This is a genomic window from Lysinibacillus sp. NPDC098008 (genome assembly GCF_044760715.1).
In the GTDB taxonomy this organism is placed as follows: Bacteria; Bacillota; Bacilli; order Bacillales_A; family Planococcaceae; genus Lysinibacillus.
Genome location: NZ_JBIWBA010000019.1, coordinates 36,537 through 50,159, shown reverse-complemented (window position 1 = coordinate 50,159; position 13,623 = coordinate 36,537). Strand labels below are relative to the sequence as shown.

Below are 13,623 nucleotides of genomic sequence, written 5' to 3'. Positions count from 1 at the left end.
TCAATGAAACTTGAGTTAACAGTCATTTTTACGGTTATTTCCATTTTATTGATGATTATAAGCTTGATTGGATATAACAGGATAAAAGTATATTATAGGAAAATATGGTTGGTGATGAATAGGATGAGTTCGAGCTGTTGCAATATAGACGTTTAGGGGACATCATGCTTGCGTCAAATATAGCTATTTATTTTTCTATTTTGATGTTAGCAATTGCTAGTTTAACAGATGTACCAACGATTTTTATTTTTATTGGCATAGGATGTGTATTACTTAGTTTTATACTGGATATGATTTTTTTAGAGCTAGCGAAAGTGGTTTAGCCAGAGCGTAATTGGTCGTCTCTCAATGATAAAGACTATGCTAAAAGTATAATGACAATTAGTGATGAAGGTGGACATCATATTATACTTAACGGCTTGTACGGCTCTTTTCGTAGCTTAAATGTGCTATTGCTACTAGCTATACTTTTCCTAATTGCATATTCTGTGATTTCAGGTGTATCTCAGCTAATGGCTATTTTCCTGATTGTCTTTATATTAGTTATTACGAATACACAATATATGCTAACGATTCGTAATAAATAGACCTACTGAAAGTGATGTATATGCCCTTATTTGCACATTGTGCCAAGCATACAATATTTCAAGCGTTTTGAGTTCTATGCTTGGGAAGTTATGTTATAGTTAAGGGTAGACATTTAACAGGAAAGGATCGTTAAAGATGATTGTAAAAACACAAGAGGAGCTTGAAGCTTTTAAAAAAATTGGCCGTATCTGTGCTGAGATTCGCGAGGCGATGAAGGCAGCTACAAAACCAGGTGTCACAACGCTTGAGCTAGATGAAATGGCAGGTCGTATGTTTGCAGAGGCTGGCGCTATTTCTGGGCCAAAGGGAGAATATGATTTCCCAGGCTATACTTGTATTAGCGTTAATGAGGAAGTGGCACACGGTATTCCAGGGAAACGTGTTATTAAAGAAGGGGATATTGTGAATATTGATGTATCTGGCTCTTTAAACGGTTACTTTGCGGATACTGGTATTTCATTTGTAGTAGGTGAAGGCTACGAGGATAAAGAAAAGCTATGTCGCGTTGCCAAAAGTGCTTTTGATCGAGCAATGACAAAGGTAAAAGCTGGCTCCAAATTAAATCAAATTGGGAAAGCAGTTGAGCGTGAGGCAAATGCTAATGGCTTAACGGTTATTATGAATTTAACAGGTCATGGCTTAGGGCAATCTTTACATGATGAGCCAAATCATATTTTAAACTATTATGATGCATGGGATTCTACCATTATGAAGGAAGGCATGGTGCTTGCGGTGGAGCCGTTTATTTCCGCAAAGGCAGAGCATGTTGTAGAAGCTGGCGATGGCTGGACATTTGTAACACCTGATAAATCACTTGTTGCTCAAATTGAACATTCCATCATTGTAACAAAAGACAAACCAATTATTTTAACTTCATTAGATGAGGAATAATAGAAATACAAAAAATCCTGCTAACCAATTATTTTTGGTGGGCAGGATTTTTTTTCATAAATAAAATACCGACAAAGAGGACGCCACATAAAAATAGCGCAGCTGTTGTGACAAGTAACTCATCAAAACCATTATGTAAGGCGATTCCTATATAAGCCCAAATAAAAACACTTGGATATACTCTATCAAAGTGATGGAAGCGGATATGTAGTGCAATAGCTCCTCCCAATGTCAATAATATTACTGCCCAAAGAGGGATGCTAAGACCAAAGCCGTTCCAGCCATAAGCTGTTAATGTAAAACTAATATTTGTGATAAGTGTAAATGTTGCCCATGCGAAATAAAAGGCAAAAGGCAGTCGACCAGATGGCGATTGATCGTACAGAGGATACGTACTGTAAAGCATAAATAAATACAACACTAATAATAATGTAATACCAAGAGAAACAATAAATAGCTCATGATGCCATACATATATCGTTAATGCTTGCAATATATTTATGCAGCTAAAGAGCGCAGTTTGCTTCATAGATGTCTTTTTAATGTTCATAGCTAACCAATAACCAAGGAATACGTAAATAACGATCCATATTACATAACTTATATTAATAGGTGCAAATACAACAGAAAAGCGATTAGCAATTTCGAGTGAAGATTGACCGTTTATATGCATAAAAAAGGATGAAAAGGTTAGGATAAGTGACACAATATAGGACATTGTCATCAATATAAACTGAGGCATGCTTTCCTCTCCCTTCGTGTTAGATTGTATAGGGAAAAGACAAATATGTATAGCTACTGTCACTTTTTCTATTATAGCGGAAATTTCCAACGATGTATTGTGTTGTTTTCTTTATATTTCACATGTTGATAGGCATCCATATATTTCTTTAGTACAATAAAATTATCCAAATAAAAGGAGTGGAAGCTGACATGGCAAAAAACTTGAAAAATCTTGATTTATCAATTGAGCTAGACAAAAAGATGTATAAAAAGAAATTAAAGGTTTTACAATATGAAATGCTGAATGCACAACAATTTTTATTAAAAAATAAAATTGGTTTAATTCTAGTATTTGAAGGCTTAGATGCAGCCGGCAAAGGAGGCGCTATTAAACGCTTAGTTGAACGCATTGACCCGCGAGGCTATGTTGTACATCCTATTGCCGCTCCACAGCCCCATGAACTGCGCTACAATTATTTACAACGTTTTTGGCGAAAATTACCGCAGCATGGACAAGTAGCAATTTTTGACCGTTCTTGGTATGGACGTGTGCTAGTAGAGCGTATTGAAGGGTTTGCCACAAAGGATGAATGGTCTCGTGCATATGAAGAAATTAATAATTTTGAGAAAATTTTAACTGCAGGGGATTACATAATTATTAAGTTTTGGCTACATGTTTCAGATGAAGAGCAATTAAAGCGTTTTACAGAGCGTGAACAGAATCCTTATAAAGCTTGGAAGCTAACAGATGAGGATTGGCGAAATCGTGATAAAACACCGCAGTATATTGAAGCAGCAAATGATATGTTCGAAAAAACAGATAAGGAAAATGCACCTTGGATTTTAGTAGCTGGGGACGATAAAAAATATGCACGTGTACATGTACTACAAGAAACAATTGCCCATATTGAGCGAGAGGCACAAAAGCGTGGTCTGCATTTAACAAATGTCTTACAGAACGAACAAGCCGAATCATCCACTCAAGAAACAGTGGATGAAAAAAAAGAAAAACAACAAGCAAAATAATACAATAATGATGCTGTGGCAATAAGACATAGGTTGTTTTAGTTGTAGCAGCATCTTTTTTTACATACAATAAAATAACTAATACTGGCTGGCAATAGATAGGCATAGTAACTGCCAGTAAAAGCGTAAGCTATATAGATATTGATTGGAAGGCTAGTGTGGAGAAATGGTGCTTAAAATTTGGAACTTATTAAGAAAAAAGGGTGGGAATGTGGTCACAATTCAGGGGGAAAAATGCTACATCCGCACATTCCAAGAAAAAGATGCACAAAGTTTAGCGGGGCTTGTCAGTCGCAATAAATATTTTTGGTCGATATATGAGCCGCTACAAAGACCTGAATACTATACAATTGAGGCGCAGTATAAAAAAATACAAGAAAGCTTATATTTAATGGAATCAAAGCGGGAGTTTACCTTTGGTATCTTTGAGCATGGCACAAATAATTTAATAGGACATATTGCACTTTATGCTGTGAAGCGTTTACCATATTCAAGTGCATTTATTGGATATGCTATGGATGAATTATATATAGGAAAAGGCATCGTAACAGAGGCGGTGAATATGGTCGTTCGATTTGCATTTGATCAAATCGGTCTACATCGGGTAGAAGCTTATGTATCAACACAAAATATGGCTTCTATGCGTGTCTTAGAAAAGGCAGGATTTCAACAAGAAGGTCTTTTAAGAAAGCTTTTGTATATTAATGGTCAATGGGTAGACCATTATATGTATGCACGTTTAGAGGATGCATAGCAGGTTAAGTGCCTATCCTTCAGGGCGAAGGATAGGCACTATTTTATTCATTATTTTAATTCTTTTGTACCATCTTCAATTACATCAAGTCGACCTGTATTAGGGTCAATGATTAAGCCATGAACAGGTACATTTTTTACCATTAATGGGTGATTACGAATTGTATCAACGCTTTTCTTAACACTTGTCGCCACATCACCAAAGCCACGTAAAAAGTCTTTTAAGTCGAAACCGGAATATTCTAACATCTTAATTGTTTCTGGATCAACACCTCTAGCAACCATTTCACTAAGCATTGCTTCAGGGTCAACTGCACTCATACCGCAGTCATAGTGTCCTACTACATATACCTCATCAGCTTGTAGACCATAGACAGCAACTAATAAACTACGCATAACTGCACCAAAAGGATGGCTGACTAATGCTCCAGCACTTTTAACAATTTTGACATCGCCATTACGCAAATTCATTGCTTTAGGTAAAAGCTCTACAAGACGAGTATCCATACAAGATAAAACAACAATATGTTTATCAGGATATTTCGTTGTAATAAATGGTTCATATTTTTTTTCTTGTACAAAGTCTTTGTTAAACTCTAAAATATCTTGTAACATTGTCATGAAAATTGCTCCCTTCCTTACAAAAATATTGTAGAGGAAAAAGTTCAATATGCAAACAATAAAGACGTTATTTATATAAATTTTTACACGAAACAAGTATCTTGATGCATATTTACTTATGCATCTAGCCCAACCTGATACGCCTCCTTGTATGAAATAGCTGTTTCACCCTTCGATTTGTGAAGTGATAGTACAAAATAAAAAAACAGCTACTTTTTGGTAGCTGTTTTTTATAGATTAATATTCATTTTCTGGTTTTGGGTCTACAGTTACTGAAGATTTACCATCTAAACCTACTTGTAGGTAATGAATGAAGAATCCTGTAGAAATTAATAAAACTGCTGAAAAACCAAGAACAGTTGTAATAAACATGATTAGAGCCCCTCTCTTACTTAAATGATCTACTAAATTACCTGATTTAATTATACAATAGGTTATTAGGAAAATCTAAGGATAATTTATGACAACCATAACATACCTAGCCTAGAATATTACTAGTAAAAATGGATGATTTAGAATGCCCAATTACCATTCCGGAAGATTGGGTCTTTTTGATTATTGTGAGTAATACCATCTATATTCATTTGGCTTGATCCAATCATAAAGTCTACATGTGTTAAACTTCGATTAAGACCATGTGCACTTAATTCTTCGGTGGACATGTTCTTGCCGCCTTCAATACAAAATGCATAAGCGCTACCAATTGCTAAATGATTTGAAGCATTTTCATCAAATAATGTATTGTAAAATAATAAATTAGCTTGTGAGATAGGTGATTGATGTGGTACTAAGGCAACTTCACCTAGGTAATGAGCCCCTTCATCTGTTTCAATAAGAGCAGTTAAAATTTCCTGTCCTTGCTCTGCCTTTATATCAACAATACGGCCATCCTTAAAAGTTAATGTAAAATTGTTGATAATATTGCCACCATAGCTTAATGGTTTTGTGCTTGTGACATAACCATTCACACCTGTTTTTAATGGTGCTGTAAAAATTTCTTCTGTTGGCATATTTGCCATAAACGATTGCCCCTGCATATTTACACTACTACCACCTGTCCATATATGCTGTGCTGGTAGGTCGATTGTAAGGTCTGTACCCGGAGCTGTATAGTGTAATGCTTTATATTGCTGATGATTGAGATAATCAGCTTTGCTATGTAATTCTTTATCATGTGCATGCCAAGCCTCAACGGAATGTTCAATATCGATACGTGTTGCTGCAAAGATAGCATCCCATAATGCATCGATTTGCTGCTCTTCAGGCAGGTGAGGGAACACCTTTGCTGCCCATGCTTTGGAAGGTGCGGCAATAACAGACCAGCTAAATTTATCTGCCTGTAGCCATTGATAATAGTTTGCCAATGCTTTACCAGATGCTTTTTGGAATGTCATAATTCTGTCGCGCTCAATTCCTTTTAATAAATCTGGGTTTTGTGAGGTAATACTCAAAAATGCTGCACCATGCTCCGCCAACCATTCTCGTTCCTGTACTTTCCAAGGAGGGAAAAAATCGAATGAGTCTTCAGAAGCATATTCATAGCGAGCACGTACAAGCTCATCATCAGATAGGTCCACAAATACTTGTTTCGCGCCATTTTTATATGCTGTTTTAGTAATTATTTGTGCTAGTTTTATGTTGTCGGTCGAACAGCTTATATAAAGGTACTGATCTTTTTGGATATTTACTCCTACTTTTACAGCCAATTCGGCATATTTTAATAATTTTGTATCAAATGATAATAACAAAATCATATCTCCCTTCAAATTAAGAAAGTTTAGTGTAATATTCTTAATTCAATATAATCAAATATGGTCGAAATGTGAATAAAAAGTATTTATTTCATCGAAAAATTAAGCAAATACATTTATACTAGTGTTATATATATTTTAAAATATGGAAATATAGGCGAAATTAAGATTAGTAGTAGATTTGGAGGTTTCTAAAATGGATATATCAACAGTTGTAGGGTTAATATTAGCATTTGTAGCATTATTAACCGGAATGGTCTTGAAGGGAGTAAGTTTAGCTGCCTTTTATAATCCAGCGGCCATTCTTATCATTATTGTTGGTACAATTGCAGCAGTAACAATCGCGGTTCCTATGAAAGAGCTAAAGCGTGTACCCAAACTGTTTAAAATTTTAATGCAAGAAACAAAATTAGTCGATGATGTTGAACTTATTAAAATGTTCTCGCAATGGGCGGATTTAGCGCGTCGTGAAGGTTTACTAGCGTTAGAAAGTAAATCTTCAGAGATTGAAGACCCATTTTTGAAAAATGGATTGACTTTAGCCATTGACGGGCAAAATGCAGACTATATTCGAGATGTTTTAACAGAGGAAGTTGAGGCAATGGAAGAGCGCCATGCAGGTGGTGCAGCTATTTTTACACAAGCTGGTTCATATGCACCAACTTTAGGGGTACTTGGCGCGGTAGTAGGACTAATTGCTGCATTAGCTGATATGAATGATATTGAAAAATTAGGTCATGCTATTTCTGCTGCCTTTATGGCGACATTATTAGGGATTTTTACAGGATATGTTTTATGGCATCCATTCGCAAATAAACTTAAACGTAAATCCGTGATAGAAGTGAAGCAGAAAAGGTTGATGATTGAAGGTATTTTATCCGTTTTAGAAGGAGAAGCTCCACGTGTGATTGAACAAAAACTAGCTTCTTACTTAACGATGGAGGAGCGTCGTAAAGTTATAGGCGGAAATGAGGGTGATATCGGTGGCAAAGAGGCGTAAAAAGCATAAGCATGAAGATCATGTGGATGAATCCTGGCTTGTTCCTTATGCGGATATTTTAACACTTTTACTAGCATTGTTTATCGTACTCTTCGCATCTAGCTCTGTTGACCAAGAAAAGCTAGAGAGAATGTCAGAAGTTTTTAATCAAGTATTTGATGGTGGAACAGGCTTTTTAGACCAGCCAGCTCCTATCTCAAATCCTAATGCCGATAGTAGCAATCCGCCACAGCAAAACTCTGCCTATTTAAAAGACCAGCAGGAGCTAGCAGCTATTAAAGATAGCGTAGATAATTTTATTGCTGTTAATGAAATGGAGGATCAATTTGCGACAGAAATGACGGATGAAGGTTTGCTTGTGACAATTCGTGATAGCATTTTATTTGATTCTGGACAAGCGACAATTAAACCAGAATATCTTCCTATCGCAAAAGAGCTAGCGGATGTATTAGTGTCTAATCCACCACGTAATATTGTTATAACAGGGCATACAGATAATGTTCCAGCAGGTCCTAATTTTTCATCGAACTTAGAGCTTTCATTAATGCGTGCATCGAATTTTTATATGGTTTTATTAAATAGTAATCCTGAATTAAAGTCTGAAAACTTTAGTGCTAAAGGGTATGGTGAAAACCGTGCAATTGCACCAAATGATACAGCAGAAGGTCGTGCAAAGAACCGCCGCGTGGAAGTTTTAATTCAGCCATTAGTAACTGAAGATGGCTCAGAAGCAACAAATACACAATAATAGAAAAGCTATTAGCACTAGACACTAGTCTTTTGCTAATAGCTTTTCATTGCTTATTTACGTAAAGAGCCTAATTCAGCAACGATCGCCTGCATTTCACTTGGGCTAAAGGACTCTCTTTTCATGACCATTTCATATAAGTACACTAAATCTTCATAGTTTGTTTCATCAAAATTTTCCGATTTCATTGCATCCACATTTACCATACGAAGCTTATCCTTCATTTGCTCAACCATATAAATAACATTTTCTTTAGACGGAACTGATAAATTCATTTTTTACCCTACCTTTCGCACTTATCGTACATATCATTTCATTGAATATAAAAAATGTCAATTATGTATTTGAGCATTGCTTTAAAAATACACTGTTATTGGGTAGAATAAATGCAGGAAGTTGTTTATTTATGAAATAGCAGGGAATACATAATTATACAAGCAGGAGGTTTTACTATGGGTCAAAGTAAATTATTTATTTCGATTATAGCAGGAGCAACAGTTGGTGCGGCATTAAGTATGCTTGATCGTACTACTCGTGAACACACAGTTGCTACAACTAAAAAAATGAAAGAAGCCATTTCGTACTATGCTGCAAATCGTGAGGAATTGCAAATGCTTATTGAGGAAAAGCTATCAGCTGCGAAGGGGCTTTATGAAAATGTGTCAGATAATGTTAATATGATTGTTGAAAAAGTAGAGGAGTTTAAAGATGTACCTTCTACAGTACAGGAGATGATTGAAGACACGAAATCAGCCTTTACATTACCAGAAAAGGAGTAATGGCAGCTTTAGGAGGAAAATTGTATGGAAAAGAAAAAGGCAAAAATGCATGATACGCTTGGACTTGTTAAATCATTTGTTTCACCAGACGAGGAAGCGATTGATGTTATGACCTCTAAAGGGTTTGTCCAAGATTTAATTAGTAGGCTAAAGCGAGTGGAAATATCTGCGCTTGCCGCACAATTAGCCTATTTCTTTTTGCTATCATTCTTCCCATTACTCATCTTTTTAGTTACGCTATTGCCATATTTGAACTTACAAACAACACAGGTATATGCATTTTTAGTGAATGTGTTGCCAGATGAGGTTTATCGTCTTATTGAAAATACGTTAAATGAGATTTTAACAAATCGTAATAGTAGTCTATTGTCAATTGGGGTTTTGGGTACGATTTGGTCTGCTTCTAAAGGCATTAATGCATTAATTAGAGCCTTGAATAAAGCCTATGATACAGAGAGTAGAGCAGGTATATTTGATAGGGGCTTATCTCTTGTTTTTACAATAGCGCTTGTGATTGTTATTGCGGTGGCTCTTTTATTACCTGTTTTTGGACAACAAATTGGAAATTTTTTATTTTCAATCGTTGGGATAGAGGAACAATTTGCCTCCATTTGGCATAAATTACGATGGTCAATGCCACCGTTATTGATTTTTACTGTCTTAATGGGGATGTATTGGTTTGTGCCAAATACAAGTCCTCGTTTAAAAATAATGGGTGTATGGCCTGGCGCAATGTTTGCTACGCTTGCGTGGCTAGCAGTCACATACGGTTTCTCTTTTTATATTAGTAACTTTGGAAACTATTCTGCGACATATGGCAGTATTGGTGGCGTAATTATTTTAATGCTATGGCTATATTTTACAGGTATTATTTTAATCTTTGGTGGTGTGCTAAATGCTACCATGCAAAAAAGAGCATTACAAAAGGATATAAAAGACTAACTAAAATAACCTTGCTTTTCTCTTTTATATAGAGAAGCAAGGTTATTTTTATGGAACTAGATGTTTTTATTAAGCATACGCAAACCATTTAAAATAACGAGAATTGTGCTACCTTCATGTCCAATAACACCTAAAGGTAAATCTACAACTTGTAGGAAGTTAGAAGCTATTAATAAAATAATTACACCTATAGAAAAGAAAATATTTTGCTTAACAATACGCTGCATTTTGCGAGATAGACGTACAGCATAGGCGATTTTTGATAGATCATTTTTCATTAAGACAACATCGGCTGTTTCTAGGGCAACATCTGTCCCTTCACCCATCGCAATACCAGTTGTTGCAGTAGCTAACGCAGGAGCATCATTAATACCGTCACCAACCATTCCTACAAATTGATGCTGTGTAAGTAGACGTTTTACCTCTGTTACTTTTGTTTCAGGAAGACATTCTGCAACATACTCTGTTACGCCAGCCTCTTTAGCGACCGCCTTTGCTGTTTTTTCATTATCACCTGTTAGCATCACAACTTGAATACCAAGCTCTTTTAATAAAGACACAGCTTTTTTAGCTTCATTGCGTACAATATCCTTTAAGGCGATTAATGCGACAATGCCATTCGAATCACGCAGAAAAATAATTGTTTTACCTTCTGCTGCTAGGGCCGCTGCAGCACCATCTGCAAAATCATTGGCAAGCTGTGCACCAACAAAATCAGGTTTGCCAATTTGGTATTCCTTATTATCAATTATCCCTTTAATGCCCCAGCCGGGAATATCCTCAATGGCTGTTTGTGGGAATGCTGTAAGTCCCTCTGCTTTGGCATAGGCAGTAATAGCTTGTGCTAATGGATGATTTGATTGTGCTTCAATTCCTGCGATAATGGCTAAAGTTGCTTGACGATCTGCTCCATTACGAACAATAAAATCTGTTACAACAGGTTTTCCTTGTGTTAATGTCCCTGTTTTATCAACAGCTAATGTACGTAACACACTAAGGTGCTCTAAGTGTAAGCCACCTTTAAATAGCAAGCCATTTTTTGCACCGTTTGAAATCGTTGCAAGCGTAGCAGGCATAATGGATGCAACAAGAGCACAAGGAGATGCCACAACTAATAGCACCATTGCCCGATAAAACGTTGTTGTCCAGTCCCAGCCAAGTAAGAAGTGGGGAAGAAACATCATAATAGCAACAGCAAGTAAAACAAATTTTACATACGTACCTTCAAATTTTTCAATAAATTGTTGTGAGGGTGATTTTTCACTTTGTGCGCTTTGCACAAGCTGAATAATTTTTTGGAACAATGTTTCTGAATTGGGTTTCGTCATTTCAATGGTAATCGCGCCATTTAGGTTCACTGTGCCTGCGAATACTTCATCACCCTGTTGTTTTGAAATCGGTAATGATTCGCCACTAATAGCCGATTCATCAATAGAGGACTGCCCTTTAAAAATAACACCATCTGCTGGAATACGCTCTCCTGGTTTAATCAGTAAATGATCGCCGATTTGTAGTGTAGAAACAGCTACTTTCATAGGCTCAAAGCCACCACGAACTAGCCATGCCTCTTCAGGCTGTAATTTCATAAGTGCTGAGATTTCGCGCTGACTTTTATTCATCGCATATGTTTCAAGAGCACCACTTACTGCAAAAATAAAAATAAGAATCGCACCCTCTGTCCAATAGCCGATTGCTGCTGAGCCAATAGCCGCTAGTACCATTAGTAGCTCAACGTTTAACTTTCGCTCTTCTATTGTTTCTTCAATGCCTTCCTTTGCTTTTGCAAAGCCACCTACACAAAATGCGATAATGTATAGAAGAACAGAAGCAGTTGTTTGCTCATTTATATCTAAACGCCAAGCTAATAAAATAAATATTCCAGCTATAAGAGCCGCAATTAATTCTGCATGTTCTTTTATTTTCTCAATTAAATTTATATTTTCTCGATTAGAGTATTCCATTCATTTCCCTCCTGATAATGAAAATCAATATCAAAATATCTATAAATTAGTATTTATATGTGATGTTTAATTGAAAATGGATTTCAATTACCATCTCCTTTATTTAGAATTATTATAACAAAGGAATTTATAAAAATAAAGTATCAAGTTTGAATGAAATTATTTAGAGAAAATAACAATAGCAAAAAGGCACAGTCTATTCATGTAGAATATTCTGTGCCTATAAAAATTGTGCGGATAAGTCCCGCTATTTATGAAGTTAGCTTAGAAAACTCTTTCTGCATGTAACGCAAGTTTTTCTAATGATGATTTATCAACATCTGCATGGAGTGAGTTACCGTGTGAGTCCATTGTTACAACTGCTGTAAAGTTTTCAACATTTAAGTGCCACATAGCTTCTGGAATACCAAATTCCATTAAATCAACACCATCTACACCTTTAATACAGTCTGCATAGTATTGAGCTGCGCCACCGATAGCATTTAAGTACACGCCACCATGTTCATTAAGTGCTTTTAATGTTTTTGGTCCCATGCCGCCTTTACCGATAACAGCGCGAATACCAAATTTCTTCATAATATCGCCTTGGTATGGCTCCTCACGAATAGAAGTAGTTGGACCAGCCGCTTTTACTGTCCAATTGCCTGCTTCATCCTTTGCCATAACAGGTCCACAGTGATAAATGACTTGTCCATTTAGGTCTACTGGTGCATCATGGCTTATTAAATGATGGTGGATAGCATCACGACCAGTATACATACGACCAGTAATGGATACAACATCTCCAACTTTTAGTGCGCGAATTTGTTCTTCTGTAATTGGTGCAGTAAGCTCCACTACATCTGTAGTAGTATCTTCTGTTGTTGCAGCTACTTCGTCTTCTTTAAATGTAATTTTTTCGCCCTCTTGATAGTGCCAGTTAATAATTTCACCTGTTTGTGGATCAATATCTACTGCCATACGACGGTATGCCCAGCAGTTATATGCTACAGATACATAGAAGGAGGCAGGAATACGATGCATAACACCAATTTTACAGCCTAGTAATGTTGCTTCACCACCGAAGCCCATTGTACCAATACCAAATGTGTTAGCTGTTTTCACAACATATTCTTCTAATTTTGCAAGGTCAGGATTTGGATTTGTATCTTCGATATGGCGGAATAATTGCTCTTTTGCTAAATCATAGCCAGAAGAGCGATCCCCACCAACACCTACACCGATAAAGCCAGCTGAACAGCCTTGTCCTTGTGCTTGGTATACAGAGTGTAAGATACATTTGCGGATACCATCTAAGTCACGACCAGCACGACCAAGTCCATCTAATTCACAAGGAAGACTGTATTGAATATTTTTATTTTCACAGCCGCCACCTTTTAAAATTAGCTTAATTGTAATGTAGTCGTTTTCCCATTGTTCAAATTTCATAACAGGTACACCATCGCCTAAGTTATCTCCGCTATTTTGTCCTGTTAAAGAGTCTACAGAGTTTGGACGTAATTTAGCATCTGCTGTTGTAGCTGCAATTGCTTTTTTAATGGCAGCCTTAATTTCTAATTGGTTAACGCCAACAGGAGTATATACTTTAAAAGTTGGTAAACCAGTATCTTGACAAATTGGTGACACATTATCTTCCGCCATAATAATATTATTTGAGATTGTGTCTAAGCTCATTGCTGCACGCGTACCAGCATTTTCAGCCTCTTTTGCTTTTTTAATAGCACGGCGTACATCTTTAGGTAAATTCGTAGATGTTTCAGTAATTAAATTGTAAAGACTTTTCTCCAAGTTTTGTAGATTCATTCGTATTGCCCCCCATAAAAAATTTGATTATTTCCAC

15 protein-coding genes and 1 pseudogene are annotated in these 13,623 nt (G+C 36.3%); 9 read left to right on the top strand and 7 right to left on the bottom strand.

Annotated elements, in window-relative coordinates; genetic code table 11:
- Positions 1–137: 137 nt before the first annotated feature.
- From ACIQVU_RS15200 to map, 3 genes and pseudogenes are all read left to right on the top strand, one after another.
- Positions 138–323, top strand: coding sequence for a hypothetical protein (locus ACIQVU_RS15200; RefSeq protein ID WP_340807551.1), 186 nt, complete (start codon positions 138–140; stop codon positions 321–323).
- Between the two features lie 30 nt (positions 324–353).
- A pseudogene (locus ACIQVU_RS15195) lies at positions 354–587 on the top strand (DUF3169 family protein); the annotation flags it as partial.
- 136 nt (positions 588–723) lie between these two features.
- Positions 724–1,479, top strand: a complete 756-nt coding sequence (gene map, locus ACIQVU_RS15190; protein ID WP_340807549.1) for a type I methionyl aminopeptidase — start codon at positions 724–726, stop codon at positions 1,477–1,479.
- Positions 1,480–1,507: 28 nt separating this feature from the next.
- On the opposite strand, the gene ACIQVU_RS15185 is transcribed toward map, so the two are convergent.
- The gene (locus tag ACIQVU_RS15185; protein WP_340807547.1) at positions 1,508–2,221 is read right to left on the bottom strand and encodes a hypothetical protein; all 714 of its coding nucleotides are present in this window, start codon (positions 2,219–2,221) and stop codon (positions 1,508–1,510) included.
- Between the two features lie 191 nt (positions 2,222–2,412).
- Between ACIQVU_RS15185 and ACIQVU_RS15180 the strand changes: the two genes are divergently transcribed.
- Positions 2,413–3,228, top strand: a complete 816-nt coding sequence (locus ACIQVU_RS15180; RefSeq protein WP_340807546.1) for a polyphosphate kinase 2 family protein — start codon at positions 2,413–2,415, stop codon at positions 3,226–3,228.
- A gap of 166 nt (positions 3,229–3,394) precedes the next feature.
- Entirely contained in the window at positions 3,395–3,982 is a 588-nt protein-coding gene (locus tag ACIQVU_RS15175) for a GNAT family N-acetyltransferase (RefSeq protein ID WP_340807544.1), read from the top strand.
- Positions 3,983–4,032: 50 nt separating this feature from the next.
- Here the strand turns inward: ACIQVU_RS15175 and ACIQVU_RS15170 are convergent, their stop codons facing one another.
- From ACIQVU_RS15170 to ACIQVU_RS15160, 3 genes are all read right to left on the bottom strand, one after another.
- Positions 4,033–4,602, bottom strand: a complete 570-nt coding sequence (locus ACIQVU_RS15170; RefSeq protein WP_340807542.1) for a beta-class carbonic anhydrase — start codon at positions 4,600–4,602, stop codon at positions 4,033–4,035.
- A 237-nt stretch (positions 4,603–4,839) separates the two neighbouring features.
- On the bottom strand, positions 4,840–4,974 hold the full coding sequence (locus ACIQVU_RS15165; protein ID WP_340807541.1) for a hypothetical protein: 135 nt from the start codon (positions 4,972–4,974) through the stop codon (positions 4,840–4,842).
- Positions 4,975–5,114: 140 nt separating this feature from the next.
- On the bottom strand, positions 5,115–6,356 hold the full coding sequence (locus tag ACIQVU_RS15160) for an aminopeptidase (protein WP_340807539.1): 1,242 nt from the start codon (positions 6,354–6,356) through the stop codon (positions 5,115–5,117).
- Between the two features lie 193 nt (positions 6,357–6,549).
- Here ACIQVU_RS15160 and motA point away from each other — a divergent pair, with 193 nt between their 5' ends.
- The gene (gene motA / locus ACIQVU_RS15155; protein WP_402896196.1) at positions 6,550–7,353 is read left to right on the top strand and encodes a flagellar motor stator protein MotA; all 804 of its coding nucleotides are present in this window, start codon (positions 6,550–6,552) and stop codon (positions 7,351–7,353) included.
- Entirely contained in the window at positions 7,337–8,101 is a 765-nt protein-coding gene (gene motB / locus ACIQVU_RS15150; RefSeq protein WP_340807536.1) for a flagellar motor protein MotB, read from the top strand. The genes motA and motB overlap by 17 nt, the downstream gene beginning before the upstream one ends.
- Positions 8,102–8,154: 53 nt before the next feature.
- Here motB and ACIQVU_RS15145 read toward each other — a convergent pair whose 3' ends face one another.
- Positions 8,155–8,376: a DUF1128 domain-containing protein gene (locus ACIQVU_RS15145; protein ID WP_340807535.1), complete on the bottom strand. Its 222-nt coding sequence runs from the start codon at positions 8,374–8,376 to the stop codon at positions 8,155–8,157.
- Positions 8,377–8,553: 177 nt separating this feature from the next.
- Here ACIQVU_RS15145 and ACIQVU_RS15140 point away from each other — a divergent pair, with 177 nt between their 5' ends.
- Together ACIQVU_RS15140 and ACIQVU_RS15135 are read left to right on the top strand one after the other, a co-directional pair.
- On the top strand, positions 8,554–8,880 hold the full coding sequence (locus ACIQVU_RS15140; protein ID WP_340807533.1) for a YtxH domain-containing protein: 327 nt from the start codon (positions 8,554–8,556) through the stop codon (positions 8,878–8,880).
- 24 nt (positions 8,881–8,904) lie between these two features.
- The gene (locus ACIQVU_RS15135) at positions 8,905–9,822 is read left to right on the top strand and encodes a YihY/virulence factor BrkB family protein (protein WP_340807531.1); all 918 of its coding nucleotides are present in this window, start codon (positions 8,905–8,907) and stop codon (positions 9,820–9,822) included.
- Between the two features lie 56 nt (positions 9,823–9,878).
- Here ACIQVU_RS15135 and ACIQVU_RS15130 read toward each other — a convergent pair whose 3' ends face one another.
- Both ACIQVU_RS15130 and ACIQVU_RS15125 read right to left on the bottom strand, forming a co-directional pair.
- On the bottom strand, positions 9,879–11,783 hold the full coding sequence (locus tag ACIQVU_RS15130; RefSeq protein WP_402896193.1) for a heavy metal translocating P-type ATPase: 1,905 nt from the start codon (positions 11,781–11,783) through the stop codon (positions 9,879–9,881).
- A 264-nt stretch (positions 11,784–12,047) separates the two neighbouring features.
- Complete coding sequence (locus ACIQVU_RS15125) at positions 12,048–13,586, bottom strand: fumarate hydratase (RefSeq protein WP_402896191.1); 1,539 nt, start codon at positions 13,584–13,586, stop codon at positions 12,048–12,050.
- Positions 13,587–13,623 lie beyond the last annotated feature (37 nt).